21 protein-coding genes are annotated in these 19354 nt (G+C 45.4%); 6 read left to right on the plus strand and 15 right to left on the minus strand.

Features of this window, described 5'->3' with window-relative positions; all coding sequences use genetic code 11:
* Positions 1-53: 53 nt before the first annotated feature.
* The 3 genes from ABXT60_RS11140 (at position 54) to betI (ending at position 2070) form a co-directional block, all read left to right on the plus strand.
* The gene (locus ABXT60_RS11140; RefSeq protein ID WP_443630219.1) at positions 54-731 is read left to right on the plus strand and encodes a class I SAM-dependent methyltransferase; all 678 of its coding nucleotides are present in this window, start codon (positions 54-56) and stop codon (positions 729-731) included.
* A gap of 391 nt (positions 732-1122) precedes the next feature.
* The gene (locus ABXT60_RS11145) at positions 1123-1455 is read left to right on the plus strand and encodes a DMT family transporter (RefSeq protein WP_443630220.1); all 333 of its coding nucleotides are present in this window, start codon (positions 1123-1125) and stop codon (positions 1453-1455) included.
* Positions 1456-1479: 24 nt separating this feature from the next.
* Complete coding sequence (betI, locus tag ABXT60_RS11150) at positions 1480-2070, plus strand: transcriptional regulator BetI (protein WP_443630221.1); 591 nt, start codon at positions 1480-1482, stop codon at positions 2068-2070.
* On the opposite strand, the gene ABXT60_RS11155 is transcribed toward betI, so the two are convergent.
* The 4 genes from ABXT60_RS11155 to betB form a co-directional block, all read right to left on the minus strand.
* A complete protein-coding gene (locus ABXT60_RS11155) occupies positions 2067-3167 on the minus strand; it encodes a flavin monoamine oxidase family protein (protein WP_443630222.1) in 1101 nt (366 codons plus the stop codon). The two genes, betI and ABXT60_RS11155, sit on opposite strands and share 4 nt — an antisense overlap.
* Before the next feature lie 40 nt (positions 3168-3207).
* Positions 3208-4770 (minus strand): ChbG/HpnK family deacetylase, encoded by a 1563-nt coding sequence (locus ABXT60_RS11160; protein WP_443630223.1) that lies wholly within the window; start codon positions 4768-4770, stop codon positions 3208-3210.
* A gap of 101 nt (positions 4771-4871) precedes the next feature.
* Entirely contained in the window at positions 4872-6575 is a 1704-nt protein-coding gene (gene betA / locus ABXT60_RS11165) for a choline dehydrogenase (RefSeq protein ID WP_443630224.1), read from the minus strand.
* Positions 6576-6588: 13 nt separating this feature from the next.
* Entirely contained in the window at positions 6589-8046 is a 1458-nt protein-coding gene (gene betB, locus ABXT60_RS11170; protein WP_443630225.1) for a betaine-aldehyde dehydrogenase, read from the minus strand.
* A 222-nt stretch (positions 8047-8268) separates the two neighbouring features.
* Between betB and ABXT60_RS11175 the strand changes: the two genes are divergently transcribed.
* The 3 genes from ABXT60_RS11175 (at position 8269) to ABXT60_RS11185 (ending at position 9659) form a co-directional block, all read left to right on the plus strand.
* Positions 8269-8775 (plus strand): endonuclease/exonuclease/phosphatase family protein, encoded by a 507-nt coding sequence (locus ABXT60_RS11175; protein WP_443630226.1) that lies wholly within the window; start codon positions 8269-8271, stop codon positions 8773-8775.
* A gap of 20 nt (positions 8776-8795) precedes the next feature.
* On the plus strand, positions 8796-9311 hold the full coding sequence (locus ABXT60_RS11180; protein WP_443630227.1) for an endonuclease/exonuclease/phosphatase family protein: 516 nt from the start codon (positions 8796-8798) through the stop codon (positions 9309-9311).
* Between the two features lie 78 nt (positions 9312-9389).
* Positions 9390-9659: a DUF1289 domain-containing protein gene (locus ABXT60_RS11185; protein ID WP_443630228.1), complete on the plus strand. Its 270-nt coding sequence runs from the start codon at positions 9390-9392 to the stop codon at positions 9657-9659.
* A gap of 18 nt (positions 9660-9677) precedes the next feature.
* Here ABXT60_RS11185 and recJ read toward each other — a convergent pair whose 3' ends face one another.
* The 11 genes from recJ to ABXT60_RS11240 all read right to left on the minus strand — a co-directional run bounded on the left by recJ (position 9678) and on the right by ABXT60_RS11240 (position 19265).
* Positions 9678-11402 carry a single-stranded-DNA-specific exonuclease RecJ gene (gene recJ, locus ABXT60_RS11190; RefSeq protein WP_443630229.1) on the minus strand — a complete coding sequence of 575 codons (1725 nt, stop codon included), beginning with the start codon at positions 11400-11402 and terminating at the stop codon, positions 9678-9680.
* A 15-nt stretch (positions 11403-11417) separates the two neighbouring features.
* Entirely contained in the window at positions 11418-12806 is a 1389-nt protein-coding gene (gene thrC, locus ABXT60_RS11195; RefSeq protein ID WP_443630230.1) for a threonine synthase, read from the minus strand.
* 8 nt (positions 12807-12814) lie between these two features.
* Positions 12815-14116, minus strand: coding sequence for a homoserine dehydrogenase (locus ABXT60_RS11200; RefSeq protein WP_443630231.1), 1302 nt, complete (start codon positions 14114-14116; stop codon positions 12815-12817).
* Positions 14117-14182: 66 nt separating this feature from the next.
* Complete coding sequence (locus tag ABXT60_RS11205; protein WP_443630232.1) at positions 14183-14962, minus strand: YdcF family protein; 780 nt, start codon at positions 14960-14962, stop codon at positions 14183-14185.
* A gap of 14 nt (positions 14963-14976) precedes the next feature.
* Positions 14977-15732, minus strand: a complete 756-nt coding sequence (locus tag ABXT60_RS11210) for a thioredoxin fold domain-containing protein (protein ID WP_443630233.1) — start codon at positions 15730-15732, stop codon at positions 14977-14979.
* A gap of 8 nt (positions 15733-15740) precedes the next feature.
* A complete protein-coding gene (gene xerD, locus ABXT60_RS11215; protein ID WP_443630234.1) occupies positions 15741-16634 on the minus strand; it encodes a site-specific tyrosine recombinase XerD in 894 nt (297 codons plus the stop codon).
* 228 nt (positions 16635-16862) lie between these two features.
* On the minus strand, positions 16863-17225 hold the full coding sequence (gene rplS / locus ABXT60_RS11220) for a 50S ribosomal protein L19 (protein WP_046482027.1): 363 nt from the start codon (positions 17223-17225) through the stop codon (positions 16863-16865).
* A 16-nt stretch (positions 17226-17241) separates the two neighbouring features.
* Positions 17242-17988, minus strand: coding sequence for a tRNA (guanosine(37)-N1)-methyltransferase TrmD (gene trmD, locus ABXT60_RS11225; protein WP_046482028.1), 747 nt, complete (start codon positions 17986-17988; stop codon positions 17242-17244).
* Positions 17989-18513, minus strand: coding sequence for a ribosome maturation factor RimM (gene rimM, locus ABXT60_RS11230; protein WP_443630235.1), 525 nt, complete (start codon positions 18511-18513; stop codon positions 17989-17991).
* A 50-nt stretch (positions 18514-18563) separates the two neighbouring features.
* Positions 18564-18815 carry a 30S ribosomal protein S16 gene (gene rpsP, locus ABXT60_RS11235; RefSeq protein WP_046482031.1) on the minus strand — a complete coding sequence of 84 codons (252 nt, stop codon included), beginning with the start codon at positions 18813-18815 and terminating at the stop codon, positions 18564-18566.
* A 243-nt stretch (positions 18816-19058) separates the two neighbouring features.
* A complete protein-coding gene (locus ABXT60_RS11240) occupies positions 19059-19265 on the minus strand; it encodes a hypothetical protein (RefSeq protein WP_443630236.1) in 207 nt (68 codons plus the stop codon).
* Positions 19266-19354 lie beyond the last annotated feature (89 nt).

Below are 19354 nucleotides of genomic sequence, written 5' to 3' on the forward strand. Positions count from 1 at the left end.
GAAGTCACACACCGAATTGGCTAAACAATAATAGTTTTGGAGTAAATTTAGTAATGAGCAACAGTATTTTTAAAACGTGGTCTGAAGATGACCAGGATATGGAAGTTCGTCATCAAAGGCATTGGCAACATTTGATCGATCTTATTGAGGAACCTATTCTGAACGGTCTCACTGTGTTGGATTTTGGTTGTAATCAGGGTGGATTTCTAAGGGCTCTTTATGCTCGAAAGCCATTCTTAGCAGGCGTGGGTGTAGATATAGTCGAACAGTCAGTTGCCGTAGGTGAATCTCGAAAAGGTAATTTACCCCTCTCCTATGAAGTCACAACTACACCAGAACATCACACAAATAAGTTTGATGTGGCATTTAGTAATGCCGTAATTTATTTGATTGAGGACCTCAATAATCACGCTAAGATTATCAAAACTATGTTAAAACCTGGTGGCGTCTATTATGTCACTCATTCTGAATACCAACTTGGAGATGAACTGGAATCGATGCAAGCTAGAATCAATGCCTATAGCCCAATGCCAATGCACAATCACACACTCTCCCAGATCGCTCAAGCCTTTATAAATTCAGGTTTTTCTGTGGGTGTTCAACTTTTCCGCGCAGATGGCTTTATATCAATTGATCGGGAGCAGCTTGGGACTAAAGAAGTGATCGATAAGGTACGTCATGCTAGTGTGCAAAAGCATATATTCCGGATGCGGTCACCAATAAAGGTCTAATGAATGGGCCTCAACACACTAGAGATTACTAATCGAAGTAAGGCAGAATTATAAAACTACTCTTTGGCCAGATAACACGGAAACTCTGGTCAGCTTTATTATAGCCATCGGGAATGACCTAAAGCATCCAATTTTAAGCCTAACCATGTGGGTTGTAATTTAAACCCTATTCTTGTGCATGGAGTTGCACACTCGTTAACACTTTTTAGGCATAGTACCTCCCTCCTTTTTTTAAGTATCCAATGGGTCTGTATACCAGAAAATTAATCTACCCATATAGTCACTCACATAAGCTAACCTGCAGCGTTTAAGACCCATTTATTTTCTCGCCACACTCCTGTTATTAAGGTATTGTTTACGCTTAGGCGGTTGATCTAATTAAGGAACTTAAATGAAAAGTTGGTTTTTACTATTTTTAGCTGTAGTGTTTGAGGTGGTAGGCACTTCAGCCATCAAACAGTCTGCTGGGTTTACCAAGTTCTTTCCTTCTTTAGCGGTTGCTGTCTGTTTTGTGGTGTCGTTTTACCTATTAACTTTTTCCCTAAAAGTTCTCCCTATTGGCGTGGTCTATGCGGTGTGGTCAGGCATGGGTATTGTGCTTATTTCAGTCATTGGTCATTGGTTCTTTAATGAGCGACTTGATACCCCAGCGATCATCGGCATCAGTTTTATTCTTTCTGGTGTCATTATTATGCAAATTTTTTCTAGGGCCGTTGCTCACTAAATTAACCCGTAATAGGACTTCCTTATGCCCAAAATAGGCATGCCAGAAATTAGGCGCCCTCAACTGATACGCGCCACTATGGAAGTTATTAAGCAAGTAGGGTTTCTTAATGCTTCGGTGGCTAAAATTGGTCAACAAGCTAGTATTTCCCCAAGCATTATTAATCATTATTTTGATGGCAAAAGCGGCCTTGTAGAGGCCACTATGCGAAGTATTTTAAAAGACCTTGCCACCGGCATTAACATGCGCCTAGCTAACGTACCTAAAGACGATATGGTGGGGCGTATAGAAGCCATTGTAGGAGAAAATTTTAGCACCCACCAACAAGATGAAGCGGTGGTAAAAACTTGGCTCGCTTTTTGGGCTCAAGCTATGCATGACCCTGCGTTAAACCGCTTACAGCGAGTGAATGAAAAACGCCTACTGTCTTACTTAAGGTTTGAGTTAAAGCGCTGCATGCCTCATCAGCAGGCGCAAATGGTGGCAACAAGCATAGCTGCACTTATTGATGGGATTTGGTTACGAGGTGCTCTTAATCCCCAAGGCATTGACTCAAGTTTAGCCCGCCAAGTCATTACAGACTATTTGTCGTTGTACCTAAAGACAGAGTCTTAATGATTAACACCATATACTATCAGGTCATTAAACACTTTTTCTGCTGCTTCTAACGCCCCTTCAACTAAGCCACTAAATCCCTTTGCTGTTTCAGCAGATGAGAACATAATGCGGCCTTGCCATAAGTGGTCCAGCTCTGTTAACGAACCACACTGGGGCTGCACTTTTTGCTCAACATCAGCCGCTGTCGCTGTCAGTGGGTCAGCAGCCCAGTCTTGCAATGAAACCTGCAGGGGGTGAGCAGCTTCGGGACCAAACATTTGCCTTAACTGGGTGATCGCTTGTTCTATTAACTTCTTTTCAGGTACTTGTCTTTGTTGCACCGGCCAGCCAAAAAAACCAAAAAGGGCTCCTCTAGATTCATTTTCAGGGGAGGCGTCGTGAATTTCTGATAATGGGCCAATACGACTCACACCGTCTCCAGACAACCCATGGTCACGCCAAAACGGCTTGGAGTAGACTGCTGTAAACTTACTTTGACCTGCCATCCATGTAGGGATATCACCCATCACTTGAGTTTGTTCAGGCTTCAACTTTGGGAAGAAGCTAATAGACTTGGCGACTAACCGAGGTGGCACTGCCAGCACAATTCGCTGAGCGAGTATGGTTTTAGTACCACAAGAGGTTGCGCACTTGACACTCACCCCTGCCTCAGCTTGAGTAATGCTGCGCACTGTATGGTTTAACCAAACTCGTTCAGCCTCTAACTTAGTGGACAGGCGATCTATAATGCTTTGTTGGCCTCCCTGAACTCTCAAGGACCCAGACATCGGTGCAGCATTAATGGTTGTATCGATGGATCCAAATTGATCCTGGTACACTAGAGTGCCTTGGTCATACTGGGGGTAAAGCTTGATACCAAGCTGCCTAGCAAGCTGGTTTATTCTCGGTTGGTTTGGCCACACCCATGAAGGCCCTAGATCATAGCGATGATGACCAGATTCGGGCTGAACCCCTTCGGCCATTGATTGGGACACAATACGGCCTCCCAGCCTGAACCGTGCATCAATTAAGCAATAGTGAGTGCCTCGCTGTTGCAGCAGCTGGGCCAAGCGCATACCACTTATTCCAGCACCGACAATAAGCACCTCATACATTAGCATTCATCCAAAATGTTGCTAAAGGTCAATGTTCCAGTTAGCGACTTAAATTATACAAGGCCCAAAATTCATCAACCCGTGCACCATCATAATGGTCAGAGTATTCTTCTGGCAATAGCTGCAAGTCGCCGTGGGTTGCTGGGTGACAAATGATTTCTGTAGGCTCAGTGACCTTATCTAACTGACCTTGCCACTGATTGCGTAAGACAAACTGCTTACGGCCAGGGTATTTAAACGGCAGGTAAGATAAACCGGTGCGATCTGCAGCACGCTTTGCGGTAAGAGAAAACCAACACAGTAAAAATTGGGGTTTACCGAATAAACCCCAGTCCAGTACCAGCCTAGTGTGGCCTAGACCTAACATTTTTGCGTGAGGCGCAATACACTCAATAACCCCCGGCAACAAATGGACATGGTGGTGTGAATCGAAATAACTTAATACCACACCGTGTTCTTGCAACCCCTTTACTTGCAGAGTGAACTCTTGCTCTATATCTTTCAGCAATGCTCCTGATAAAGTACGGCAGCCAAACCAACTTTGTTTAATTAAATGCATCAAGGGTGGCGTTTTTGCAAGGCCATCACCCTGATGACATCCAGATTTTTGACCTAAAAGTACGCCATTAGTCAAGTTAAAGTGCAAGCCTAGCTGAATGCCAGGAACGGCTTTTAACTCATCAAGCAAATATTTTTTATGCAAGCTATTGGCCATAATTGAAACACGTTTAATAACCCCTAACTGCGCCAGCTTAAGCATACCTTCGTTAACCGCAGGAGAAATACCCCAGTCGTCAGAGGTGATTTGTAGCAATTCATTCTGGGTTTTACTCAGCGCTAATCGTGGTAGGTATTCACCACGAATTTTTTTGTATTTGAGATGTATTAAGGACCTAGTGGAGCGAATCAGTTCACTACCCAGGCTCAGGGTAGATTGGCCATGGTCGTGAATCAACGTGACTGGAATAGAAGTCACCTTGTCACCATGGCCTTGTGCCAATAAAAACATTTCCACATCGTACGAGAAGCCATGGCAGGTTAGGTGACAAAAAAGAGTGGTGGCAAAATCTCTCGTCATGAGTTTTATGCCACACTGTGTGTCAGACTGTTGAATACCAAATAGCAGCCTCACTGCTCTGTTATAGAGTAAGCCAAACATATGCCGTTTAAATAACGAGGGTAACAATGCAGTGGGCAAGTGGACCCTACTTTTCACCAAGCGGCGGTTTCCTACTGCTAAGCTAGAGCCACTTTTAATAGCTTCTTCAGCTTGTTTTAAAAAAGCTAAATCAAACGGAAGATCTGCATCAATAAAGCTAATCAAGTTGTACTGCGTTTTTAGAAAAGCTGATTGGAGAGCTGCCCCCTTGCCTGCTGGCGACAAGTGTTGATGTAATACAACGCGGGGGTCATCAGCAAACTGCGCTGTTAACGTAGCGTGGGATTTTTGAACCTCAGTTAGTTCACCATTAACACACACCACTACTTCAAACTTAGCGTTCCAGTGCTGCTGCAAATAGTCTAGCAACACTTCTACCTTGTGCAGAATAAACCCACCACTGGCTTTGGCGGGAATAATAATGGATAAATCTCGATTAACCATAGATTGGCAGCTGTCTCTTAGAACAAACTCAAAGAATTATTGTAATACAACCACTGCACGCTGTCGTGAATTTTAAAGCGCATCACAGCACCTTAAGTGCGTTAATCACCCATTAATTCAAAAGTGCGCACCGGGGTACCCGTGCGCTGTAAATGTTGCCATTGGTCTGCGATCCACACATTAGCATCTGCAGGTGACAACGGCTTTTTACCTAGGATTAAGTCCGCTGCTTTCTCTGCTACCATGATAGTTGGCGCGTTTAAGTTGCCATTCGTAATTACTGGAAAGATAGAGGAATCGACTACTCTTAACCCTTTTAAACCACGCACTTTGCATTGGCTATCAAGCACTGCCATAACATCTTCATCTGCTCCCATCTTGCAAGTACAGGACGGATGGTAGGCACTTTCAACATTCTCTTTCACCCAGGCATCAATTTCATCATCAGTTTGTACGTTTTGTCCAGGCTGAATTTCTTCACCTTTAAATGGGTCTAGAGCGGGTTGATTAAGCAGTTCTCGGGTAAGGCGAATACAGTCGCGCCAGTCTTGCTTATCTTGTTCTGTGCCAATGTAGTTAAACACTATTTCTGGCGCATCACTTGCTTTGTTAGACACAATACGAATATGCCCACGACTACTTGGCTTATTAGGGCCTACATGAACCTGATACCCGTGCCCATCAAAGGCTGCATTACCATCGTAGCGCATGGCTGCTGGTAAAAAATGGTATTGGATGTTTGGCCATTTAAGGCCCGCACGTGAGCGAATAAAACCACAAGATTCAAAATGGTTAGTTGCACCTAATCCAGTTTTTGTAAGCAGCCAACGAGCACCTATTAAACCCATATTAAAGTAATCAAGCTTGCTATTAAGGCTGATAGGTTGGTTACACCGGTATTGAAAGTATACTTCAAGATGATCTTGCAGGTTTTCACCAACACCCGGTAAATCATGCACCAAGGGTACATGGGCGTCAGCTAACACTTGGGCAGGCCCTACGCCAGACAGCTGCAGTAATTGTGGAGAGCCCACAGAACCTGCACTTAATATCACTTCTTTACTAGCATAGACCTGCTTCAGCTGGCTACCTTGAAGGTATTCCACCCCCGTAGCTTGTAGGCCATCAAACAACACCTTTTGAGCCGTCACCTTTTTTATTAAGGTAAGGTTAGGACGCTTAAGGGCTCTGCGTAAATGTGCATTACTGGTGCTGGAACGCACACCGCTTTTAACGGTCATGTGCATCGCACCAAAACCTTCTTGTTGCTCTCCATTAAAGTCTTTAGTGTATGGATACCCAGCTTCTTGGCCAGCATCAATGAAGGCTTGATAGAGAGGGTTGAGGCGCATGTTATTGCCACCGCAGGTGCCTACTGGGCCACTACCACCGCGATATTCGTCTTCACCACCTTGCCATGTTTCGGCCTGTTTAAAATACGGCAAGCAGTCTGCATAATTCCAACCCATTGCACCTTGCTCTTGCCACTGTTCATAATCCATTGCATGGCCACGTACATAAACCATGCCATTAATAGAAGATGAGCCCCCCAAAACTTTACCGCGGGGACAATGCATTTCACGGCCATCGAGCCCTGCTTCGGCTTGGCTGTGGAATTGCCAGGCGTATTTTTCTGTATTCATGGGGTAAGACAGAGCCGTGGGCATTTGAATGAAAATACTTTTATCAGTGCCTCCAGTTTCTAATAAGAGCACTCGATGCTCGCCACTTTGGCTAAGTCTGTTCGCCAATACGCAGCCAGCAGAACCTGCTCCAACAATAATGTAATCATATGTCTTAGTCATGCTGAAGTATTCCTTAATAGGGGGATTCTAAATCGTCTAAGCGAACAAAGACGCTTTTCACCTGCGTGTAGTGGTGCAAGGTTTCTGGGCCATTCTCCCTGCCAACACCAGATTGTTTGTAGCCACCTACTGGCATCTCTGCAGGTGAATCACCCCAGCTATTGATCCAACATATGCCAGCTTGGATCTGATTAATCACCCGGTGGGCCCTGCTAATATCTTGGCTAAATACACCCGCCGCCAAACCATAGTCTGTATCATTTGCACGAGCAATTACCTCATCTTCATCAGTAAACTTTAAAATAGACATCACTGGGCCAAATATTTCTTCTTTTACGTGCACCATGTCGTCCGTGCAATCAGCAAATATGGTGGGTTCAACAAAGTACCCGTGCTGGGTCGCCTCAGACTGATGCCGGTGTCCACCACACACTAAGCGCGCACTGGTGAGTTTGGCCCCTTCAATAAAGCCCATTACTTTTTCTAAATGTTCTATACTAATCAAGGCACCCATTTGAGTGTCTAAATCAAGCGGATCACCAAGTTTAATTCTATTGGCACATTCAACCGCTTTGGCCACAAATTCATCATATACTCCAGCCTGCACAAACACCCGAGTGCCATTAGTGCACACTTCACCTTGGGTGTAAAAATTAGCCAACATTGCCCCTGCCACAGCATTATCCAACTTGGCATCATCAAACACTAGCATAGGTGACTTGCCACCCAACTCCATGGTCACTTGTTTAAGGTTGGAAGCAGAGTCAGACATGATTTTTTTGCCAGTACCAGATTCCCCAGTAAAGGAGACTTTAGCGACATCTTTATGGGCAGTAAGCATTTGACCCACACGAAAATCACCTTGCACTACGTTAAATACGCCGTCCGGCACGCCCGCTTCAGTATAAATTTCTGCCAACTTCATGACGCTTAATGGGGTTTCTTCAGAAGGCTTAAACACCATAGTATTACCTGCAGCCAAGCAAGGCCCAGACTTCCAACAGGCAATTTGAATGGGATAATTCCAGGCTCCAATACCAGCACACACCCCTAAAGGTTCACGACGTGACATGAAAAAAGCATCTTTACCTAAGTCTTGCTGCGTGCCTTGCATGCCACAAATGAGCCCAGCATAGTACTCGATCACGTCAGCACCGGAGACTATATCCACACAATTAGCTTCTTGCAGAGGTTTACCTGTGTCTAATACTTCTAGCTGCGCCAACTCATCGTTGCGTTCACGTAATATTCTTGCTGCTTTTTGCAGGATACGTGCACGCTCAACAGGCATCATTGCAGACCAAATGGCAAACCCAGCTTGGGCCGACACAACAGCAGCATCCACGTCTCCCTGACTAGCTTGGTCTATGGTACCTAGGGGCTGGCCAGTGGCCGGATTAATACTAGTAAATGTTTCATTAGACGTTGCGCTCGTATGAGCACCGTTAATATAGAGCTGCGTGTGTTGCATAAGATTAATTCAAAAAGGGTTAATGGATTTTTTATTGAATGGTTGTTCGATAAAGAGTCTACCTGAATGTCTTGCAATGTCAACGGAAGCAAGCTGGACGAGCAGTCCTACTCGCGGGTACACTGCTACTTACTGAAGAGTAATATCACTATTCGAGAATAACAAATGTTCATCGTTTTAATGAAAAGTATTAAATGGATAACCATCAGTTTGGTGGCTTTAATGATTGCTCTCGCTTTATTGATTTGGAGCATTACTTTTCACCCACCCGCCTTGCAGCCAGAAGTGGTGATCAACCAAACCGAGGCACCCATATTAGAACCCGGCCAAGAGGTAAAGATACTCAGCTGGAATTTACAGTATATGTCTGGCAAGAATTACGAATTTTGGTATGACCGTTTGGATGGCGATGGACCAGACATTAGGGCCAGCAAAGCTGACATTGACCAAACCTTTAAGCACGTTGCACAGCTTATTATTGAGCAAAACCCAGACGTTATCTTGCTACAAGAACTGCATGATAATGCCAAACGCACCGATTATGAAGACCAGCTCCAGCGCCTTCTCACTATGCTTCCCGCTAAATACGGCAACTATAGTGAAGCATTTTATTGGCAAGCAAACTTTGTACCTCTACCACAAATTATGGGCTCGGTAGGGATGAAACTAGCAGTGATCTCGAAATATAAGTTGGGTGATGCATTGCGCCACCAGTTAGCCACCAGTTAGCCACTATAAAAAATGACCTATTGACTGATCAATTTAACTTCCGCCGGGCGATCCAAGAAGTCAGCCTACCTATCTTTGGAGGTGAGAAGCTAACTGTTATGAATACTCACTTTGACGCTTTTGCTCAAGGTTCAGATACTATGCAGCAGCAAGTGTCTTACTTACAGCGGTTATTGACTGATAAAAATGACAATAATGAGTCTTGGATAATTGCTGGCGACTTTAATTTACTGCCCCCAGGCCAATATGAAAACATGGATGCCACTGGCCGCAGCTTTTACCAACCTGATAGTGAATTTACCCGAATTTATAATCAGTTTAATGTTATCCCCAGTATCGATCAGGCTAATGGAGCTGATGCCAAAGAATGGTTTACTTATTTCCCTAACCGCTCAGAAGTGACTGCACCAGATCGCACCTTAGATTACTTTGTGTATAGCAACAACATGCGGGTTAACAAGGCTGAAGTACTGCAGCAAGACACCTGGCATATATCAGATCACTTGCCCATGATTGCCACCATTAAATTGCCATAAGTTAGTTAACTACGCTTATACCCAGTGTTGGGGGTGGGAAAAGGGACTTTATCGGCATAAACTGGTATATTGCGCGCCATGGAACAGTCTGAATTATTTGAAGCCCCTAGCCCCTGTATCGGCGTATGCGAAAATAGCCCTAAGGGTTTTTGCAAAGGTTGTATGCGCTCGCGGGATGAGCGTTTTGGGTGGCATGATATGAGCACTGGTGAGCAGCTTCAAGTAATGAAGTTGTGTGCTCGCCGTTATCAGCGAATGATGGAGCGCCGGCGCGCTAAGGGTAAAGGTGACGTTAATCTAGAGCTCAATTTTACTGAACCCCTGTCCCCTCAGACAGATTTACTGTAGCTGAAACCTTGATACTGCTTAAACCACAGGGCTCATGTACTGAACCATCAATTGTAAACTTTGGCGCCCACGAAACTCATTAATATCCAAACGATAGACAAGATCTGCCTGTTCACAAGTGTTGGGCCAAACGGCTAAATCTATATTGAAATAGATAGCATCCACTAGCTCTCCTGTTTGAAGATCTGCCAATACTAACTTGAGATGCTTTTCTCCCACAATACGTTGTTGCACCACCATAAAGCGGCCATGGAACGTTGGCTCTTCAAAGCCCTGCCCCCAGGGTCCTGCTTGTTGCAAAAGAAAAGCTTGGTTAAGCTGTAACTCCTGAGTACTTAATTCACCATCAGAACGCCACTCTTGAGCCAATAAGCTGTCTGCTAGGTGTTCTTGGGCGTAGGTATTTAATGCGTCTTCAAAGTCACCAAAGTGATCAGCCTTAATGCTCAAGCCAGCTGCCATGGCATGGCCACCAAACTTGATGATTAGCCCAGGGTTACGAGCATCTACTGCTGCCAAGGCATCGCGTAAATGGAACCCTGCAATACTGCGACATGATCCCTTAAGTGTGTCTGCATCCCCTTGAGCAAATACTAACGCTGGCCGATGCCACTTCTCTTTGATTCGAGAAGCGACGATGCCTACCACTCCTTGGTGCCAATCAGGGTGGTACAAGCACACACATTTGGGCATTACTTTATCTTGGCTAGCTTCTAGGCGCGTTAAAATATTGCTAGCCTGCTGCTGCATATCCGCTTCTATATTGCGCCTTTGAGCATTGAGATCATCTAACTCTTGAGCCAGCTGGTTGGCAATCTGTTCGTTGTCACTCAACAAACACTCAATGCCCAAGCTCATGTCATCTAGCCTACCCGCAGCATTAAGCCGTGGGCCCACACTAAAGCCTAAATCAGAAGCTTGTAGATTATGATGCTGGCGTTTTGCTACGTTTAACAAGGCTAATAAACCAGGCCTCACTTTACCTGCACGGATGCGCGCTAACCCCTGGGCTACAAGAATACGGTTGTTATGCTCCATCGGCACGAGGTCTGCTACGGTGCCTAGGGCAACTAAGTCTAGGTATTGGGCCATGTTAGGCGGCGCAATCTGTTGCTGAGCAAACCATCCCTGCGTTTGTAACTGGCGGCGTAAGGCTGACATAACGTAGAAAATGACACCAACTCCAGCCGTAGACTTAAATGGGAACTCACACCCAGGTTGGTTGGGGTTAACAATAGCATCGGCTTCGGGCAAGGTGTCAGCTGCTAGGTGATGATCTGTCACCACTACTTTTATTCCCAACTCATGGGCCCGCTTAACGCCCTCATGGCTGGCAATACCGTTGTCTACAGTGACAATTAAATCTGGCTGAATGGTTTGTGCGTAATCAACCAGAGCAGTACTTAAACCATAGCCAAAATCAAACCGGTTAGGCACTAAGTAGCTTACATTTTTGGCTCCCATGGCGCCCAATGCCAACATAGCAAGGCTGGTACTGGTTGCACCATCACAGTCGAAATCACCAACAATAACAATATGTTGTTGAGCTTCAAGCGCATGCACTAGCAGGGCCACCGCTGACTCTATGCCTTTAAGCTGATGGTAGGGCAGGAGGTTCTTGAGTTGATAATCCACTTGCACAGGGTCACTGATACCACGGTGGGCAAATACACGGGCCACGAGAGGATCAAAAGCAACATCTAGGGCAGCATTGGAGCTGCCTACACGCAAGCGAACTGACATATATGCGCGGCGCTCTTAGAGCTGGCTCATCATATAATCTTGCACCTTAGAAAGGTTGTTATCTAACACTTCACAACGTTCCGGACGATCTAACAAGTCTGTTAAGTGGCTCGGAAGTGGCGGCACCACTTGACCGGCCTTAACAATGGCTTCTGAGAATTTAACAGGGTGAGCCGTGGCCAAGGTGACCATTGGCACTTCTGGGTGTTGGTTACATACCCGCCCAGCTTCAACGCCTATGGCACTATGAGGATCAAGCAAGTAATTATGTTGTTGAGCAATTTGGCTAATCACTCTACACGTTGTTTCATCATCAACACAATGACTACTAAACAACTCACGTGCTTTTTCCCATCGCTTTGGTTCTAGACTACTTACAGTGCCGTTATTAAGGCCTGTTAACAATTCACTGAGTGCCGCTCCATCACGATCATATAGGTCAAACAAAAGGCGCTCAAAATTACTCGACACCATAATATCCATACTTGGAGACAAGGTTTGAACTAAGCCGTGTTTTTGGTATTGGTTAGCACTGATGCAGCGGTGCAAAATATCATTTTGGTTAGTTGCAACAACGAGCTGCTGGATGGGCAAGCCCATTTTTTTAGCTAGATAACCCGCATAAATATCACCAAAGTTACCCGTAGGTACACTAAACGACACTGGGCGGTGGGGGACTCCTAATGCAACAGCTGCATAAAAATAGTAAACCACCTGAGCCATGATCCGGGCCCAATTAATCGAATTAACTGCACCTAACTGACCACCTTTTAGAAAGGATTGATCTGAAAAACTTTGCTTAACCATTTGCTGACAATCATCAAAATTGCCACGCACAGCGATGTTGTGAACATTGTCCCCCAACAAGGTAGTCATCTGACGACGCTGTACCTCTGATACCCGTTCATGGGGATGCAAAATGAACATCTGTACACGGTTGCTGTGTTTACAGCCTTCAATGGCAGCAGAGCCAGTGTCACCAGAGGTAGCCCCCATAATGACTAAATGTTTATCACGTTTAATGAGTGCGTTGTCCATTAAACGGCCTAGCAACTGCAGAGCAAAATCTTTAAACGCTAAGGTAGGCCCGTGGAACAGCTCCAATACCCATTCGTTATGGCCTAACTGAATTAATGGCGCCACAGCCTTGTGATTAAAACTAGCATAAGTCTCATCCACCATAGTTTTAAGTTCACTGCTGCTGATGTCTTCCTCAACAAACGGCAACAAAATTTTGTGTGCCAAGTCAGCGTAGTTAAGCGTAGACCAAGAGGCTATTTCTTGATGACTAAATTGTGGTAACGTTTCTGGCACATAAAGGCCACCATCGCTTGCCAGGCCTGTAAGCAATACATCTTCAAAACTAAGACTTGGGGCTTGGCCACGAGTACTGATATAACGCATATTTCTTCCTAACCGTCTAAGTTTTCGACACGAATTCGCGTCACTTCACCACTAACGTCTGCCAAGGCTTCAATGGCCTTAATAGCATCGTTCATATGGCCTTCCAGCACAGGGCGAGTCAATATAATCACCGGCACCTGCGAGGACACATGAGTTTGTTGACGAATAGCTTCAATGCTTATACCTGCATTACCCAGGATCTGAGTGATTTGGGCTAGGACACCTGGTTTTTCAGACACCGCCATGCGCATGTAAAATGCAGTAACTACGTTATCCATCGACAAGATAGGGCTATCAGACATAGCGTCTTGCTGGAAGGCTAAAGATGGCATACGCACGTTTTGATCCACAGCCATATCACGAACAACGTCTACCAGATCTGCCACTATTGAGGACGCTGTGGGTTCTGCGCCGGCTCCAGCACCATAGTACATAGTTGGACCAACAGCATTGCCATCAACTAAGACAGCGTTCATTACGCCGTGAACGTTAGCAATCAAACGTTTTTCTGGAATCAAGGTGGGGTGCACACGCAACTCTATACCCGCTTCAGTCCGGCGAGTTAGGCCTAGGTGCTTAATGCGGTAACCTAAGGATTCTGCATTAGCTACGTCTTCAGCTGATACTTTACTAATTCCTTCGGTGTAACACTGGTCAAACTGTAAAGGAATACCAAAGGCTACTGACGATAAGATAGTTAGCTTGTGCGCCGCATCGATGCCTTCTACATCAAAGGTGGGGTCTGCTTCTGCATAACCTAGCTCCTGTGCCTCCTTTAACACGTCGGCAAAGGCACGGCCCTTATCACGCATTTCCGTAAGGATGAAATTGCCAGTACCATTAATAATACCAGCCAGCCAATTAATACTGTTAGCCGCCAACCCCTCACGCAACGCCTTAACAATAGGAATACCACCAGCAATGGCGGCTTCATAGGCCACGACAACGTTGTATTTGCGGGCTGCTTCAAAAATTTCGTTACCATGTTCAGCTATTAAGGCCTTGTTGGCCGTCACTACATGTTTACCATTACGAATGGCTGTGAGGACGAGCTCTTTTGCTGGCTCATGCCCACCAATAAGCTCTACGAGCACATCAATATCAGGGTTATTAGCGACAGCAAATATATCATCGGTAATGGCTGTGTTACCGGTATCACAATTAACATTAGGACGACGTTGAGCAATGTGTTCAACCACAATAGCGCGGCCAGTGCGGCGCGTTATCTCTTCACAGTTGCGCTGTAATACATTAAACGTTCCACCACCGACGGTGCCAAATCCACAAATACCAACTCTTACCGGTTTCAAGGTAATCCCCATTGCGCCAAATGCGCGTATCTAATTAATGTATAAAAACAAGCCGCATATTGTAGCCTAACAGGCCTTGCCTGTCAGCTTATAAGCAGCCAGTCCCAGCCATTCTTTAAAGGCCTGATTGAGGTTGCGTAAATGCTCTGCAAAGCCCCAGTCAAAACGCAATAAATTACCCTTTTCTGCACGATAATCTACTGCGTAGGGCTGCATTGCCCAGCCTGCTTTGCAAAACACTGCAAGGGATCTTGGCATATGAAAAGCACTGGTCACCAGCAACCAGCGTTGGCCAGGTTTTGGTTGCATCATGGCCTTCGTTAGTACAGCATTTTCCACCGTATTACGTGATTTCGACTCTAGCATTAAGCGACCTTGGGGCAGCCCCATAGATTGCCCAAACTGCCTTGCAACTTCTGCACCTGTGGTGCCCTGTTGAACCATACTGCCAGAGCCACCAGTAAAAACTAATTGAGCTTGAGGGTAAGCATTAGCCAGCATGACCATGGTGGTTAAACGCTCAGCACCATCACCCAGGGCAACTTGTTGCCAAGCATGACTTAAGCTAACCGCTTCGCCACCGCCAAGCACCACAATGCCATCAACATGGGCGGGGAGCAAAACTGGAGGATTTTGTTGCTCTAGGGGGTAAAATAGCCATTCACCAATGGGAAACAAAGCAATGGTTAGGCACACTAACGCCAAGGCAACCAAAATCCTTCGGGCGGCCTTATGCCACCCCACATAGAGGCACACAACACCAAGACCCAACCCCATGAGTAGCACACTATCCACAGCCACCAACAACCAGGCTAATTTGGCAACATAAAAAAACACCGAGTCCATAACCTGACCCTTAGTTAGAGAATGCCTAAACGCTTAGCCAATTCATTAGCGGGCAAATAGCCAGGCCAAAGCTCACCAGAATCTAACACAATAGCTGGAGTGCCGTTAACACCTATTTCTTGGCCCAAGGTGTAATGAGCTATTACCGGATTTTCGCACAGTTGTGGTGAGGTCTGAGGGGCTTGCTTATTGTGCGCACGCAACTTAGCCTCAGTTAAAAATTCATTCGCATTTTCAGCACACCAGGAATCTACCAGCACCTGGTAACTCGGTGAGCCTAGGCCAGCCCGCGGAAAAGCCAAATATTTCACTTCAATACCAAGGGCATTCATAGCAGCCATTTCTGCATGTAGCTTTTGGCAATAAAAACAATCTACGTCAGTAAATACTGTAATCGTAGCTTTTTTCTCCCCCTGAGCAGGAAACACCCACGACTGTTGCGCAGCTGGGCCTTGCATGGCCAACAACCTGGCCCCTAAGGCGCTTTGTTCGGTTAAATTTACCAGGCTAGCACCGGAGGTATTTTGATACATGGTTCCAGCGAAAAAAAACTCCCCGTCTGCACTCATGTAAAGGCGGTCGCCTGTGTTTAATAAAACATCGTAAATACCAACCATCGGTGTTGGCGCAATACTGGAGGCCTTCATATCTGGATTAATTCTGGCCAAACTAGACTCTAGTTGGGTATATCTGTCTGCCCACACATTGGGCGCCAAGAATACCAGCAGCAAAGCCAACATGGAGGCGAATCTTGTGATGATTAAATGCATAATATAGGTTAACCCCTAGGGTGATGTTGTGAATGTAGATTTTGTAACCGCTGCGTAGCCACGTGAGTATATATCTGTGTGGTCGATAAATCACTATGCCCTAAGAGCATTTGTATCACACGCAGGTCCGCGCCATGGTTAAGTAGATGGGTTGCAAAAGCATGTCGTATAACATGCGGCGATAGCGGCTTTTGAATTCCAGCTGTTATACCGTGCTGTTTAATGCGGTGCCAAAAGGTTTGCCGGGTCATGTGCTGGCCTCTATTACTAGGGAACAATACGCCACTGGAGGCTACTTTTAATAACTGTGGGCGCGCTTGTTTGATGTATTTTTGTAGCCAATTTTGAGCCACTTCTCCTACAGGTACCAAGCGTTCTTTTGAGCCTTTGCCAAACACTTTGACCACACCAGCAGATAAGTTCAGCTGACTCATATCGAGTTCAATAAGCTCGCTGACCCGCAACCCACAGGCATATAAAAGCTCTAACATGGCCCTGTCTCGCAAACCTAAGTCTGTGCCTACATTGGGCGCTGCCAATAAAGCTTCTACGTCGGCTTCGGTGAGAGATTTTGGGATAGGCCGCCCTTGTTTAGGTGATTCTATCAAGGCTGCAGGATTAACCTCAATGTAGTTTTCCCGCACCATGTATTGATAAAAGCCTTTAATACTGGATAAGCTCCGAGCTAAAGAACTTGCTTTAACACCAGACTGTGATCGATCAGCCAAAAAACTCATTAGGTCGCCAGACTGAGCAGAGGTAATAGATAGGTTACGTGGTAATAAATACTCAGTTAGCTGACCTAGGTCTCTAGCATAACTTACGATCGTGTTGTCACTCAGCCCTTTTTCTAACCACAGAGAATCAGTGTACTTTTCGATGAATTTGACGCCATTACTCATTGATAAACAAAACCCCTAGGCTTATGTGCCAACAGCACTTAATAGTTTACAGTATAGTATGTTGTGTGAAGAACTTGTATCCGCAGCTGATGAGACTATGTTGCACATAACGTGAGTTGTAAAATAGAGCTAAATTGAATTTTAGTCTCAAGAGTGGTTTTGTGCTGCCCAAAAAAAAACCCGCATCTCACTAACAAGTAAAATGCGGGTTTTTTTATTAGCTTAAGCTTAACGCTTAGCCAATTTTTCTTTGATACGTGCTGCCTTACCAGACAAGTCTCGCAAGTAGTACAACTTAGCTTGACGCACGTCACCACGACGCTTAACAGCTATACTGTCAACCTGGTGGCTATAGGTTTGGAAAGTACGTTCGACGCCCACACCGTGGGATATTTTACGTACTGTAAAGGCAGAGTTTAGGCCACGGTTACGTATACCGATAACCACACCCTCGTAAGCTTGTAGGCGCTCACGGGTACCTTCTGTAACCTTAACTTGAACCACAACGGTATCGCCGGGGCCAAACTCTGGCATTTCTTTATTCATTTGTTCAGCTTCAATGCGCTGAATAATCAAGTTTTTGCTGCTCATGGCACGCTCCTGTTCTTCACTTTTCAGACTGATCCGTTAAGCGAATAAATTCTGCTAAAGACTGCTCTTGCTCCTGAGTCAGTGTCATCTGTTCTAGTAAATCTGGTCGCCGCTGCCAGGTTCTACCTAGCTGCTGCTGCATACGCCAACGGGCAATAGCGGCATGGTCCCCACTTAACAGCACCTTTGGCACTGGTATACCAGCAACCATTTCTGGGCGGGTATAGTGAGGGCAATCCAACAAGCCCTGAGCAAACGAATCTTCTTGCGCCGATTCTGCATGCCCTAATACACCAGGTAACAAACGTGAAACTGCATCGATAAAAGTCATGGCTGCAAGCTCACCGCCACTTAAAACAAAGTCTCCAAGAGACCACTCTTCATCTATGTCGGCACCAATTAAGCGTTCATCAATTCCTTCGTAACGCCCTGCTACCAATACTAAGCTATCCTGCTTAGCCAGTTCTACTACACCTGCTTGGTCTAACCTACGCCCTTGGGGTGATAAATAAATCACTTTAGGCTGGCCTAGTTCGGTCTTTGCTTGGCCGATGGCATCTCGTAAAGGCTGCACCTTCATCAACATGCCAGGCCCGCCACCGTATGGCCGGTCATCCACTGTGCGGTGTTTGTCCTGAGTAAAGTCGCGTGGGTTATACCCCGTAACTTGCAACAAACCTTGCTGCGTTGCTCTTCCTACCACACCAAAATCTGTTAACGATTTAAGCATTTCTGGGAACAGCGTTACTACACCTATCTTCACCTAAAACTCCGGATCCCAATCGACCCGAATAACACCTCCGAGGAGGTCAATCTTTGTAATCACTTGATCTGGCAAATAAGGTATCAGACGCTCGTTACGATCAATACTTTCTTCATTGCCTTTTACTACTAGCACATCATTAGAGCCGGTAGCGATCAGGTGGTCGACCTTGCCGAGTTTTACCCCTGCATCAGTCTCTACATTTAACCCAGTCAGTTGTTGCCAATAATAATCACCATCCTCTAGGTTTGGTAATATGGCTCGATCTACCGAGATATCCAATCCGCAAACTTTACGGGCTTGATCACGGTCTTCACAACCTTCTAGTAATGCTATTAATCCTTTGCCGTGGGTCTTACCCTGAATGAGTTTCAATTCTTGCCAAACACCATCAATACAGGTTTGCCAAGGTTGATAGTCAAAGATGTTTTTCATTGGTTCAGTGCTAGAAAACACCTTTACCCAGCCCTTCACACCGTAAACGGTAGTGATACGACCCAGCTTTACGCGTTGGTCTTGAGCCATGTTCAACAATCCTTACAACAATGGGTTAAAAGCACATGCTTAGTTGGCTATTATACAGCTACTTTGCGGGCTATTTTAATCAGTCCTGCAACACGTTCAGTTGGCTGAGCACCTTGCTCCATCCAAAAATCAACACGCTGCATGTTAATCCGAGTTACTTCTTCTTGGCCACGAGCAACTGGGTTATGAAAACCCACACGCTCAATAAAGCGACCGTCACGCGGATTGCGCTGATCAGCTACAGTTAAATGATAGAAAGGGCGCTTTTTAGAGCCCCCACGAGCTAAACGAATGGTTACCATGCGTTAGGATCCCTTTACGTCGTGTAAGTTTTGAAATCACTTACTATTCATCAATGCAACGCGCCATAAGTGGCGACATCACGGAAATGGGCATTACCCCAGCTAATTTAACCACATGTCAAACATGCTTAAATCAGGGCAGATATTGTACGGTATTTATTAAGGCAAGACAATGAAACCAGAACCAATGTTTAATCTAAGTTAAACCCCATCACACTAAGCATTGCCCGCCCAATGGCAAGGTTAAGACGGATCTTCTTTTTTGTGAACTATGGTAGTTTCAACAACATCTTCCAACAGACGCTCTTCTAGCTCGGCTGAAGACATGTAATCGAGATCCCAATGATTACAAATATCATTTCTAAACCGTGTGCGGTTTTTTTGGGTCGATTTCGAGTTCTTACGATTAAAATAGTTTAGTAACTTCTGGCTAATACCCATGGCGCTCATATCCCAGCTAAATAGATGACCTTATACCGAAGGTGATTTATATTTTTAGCTTACTTATTAGCTCATTTAAAGCAGCATATTGAAATCCA

The sequence above is a fragment of the Candidatus Njordibacter sp. Uisw_056 genome (genome assembly GCF_047730085.1).
Taxonomy (GTDB): Bacteria; Pseudomonadota; Gammaproteobacteria; order Pseudomonadales; family Balneatricaceae; genus Njordibacter.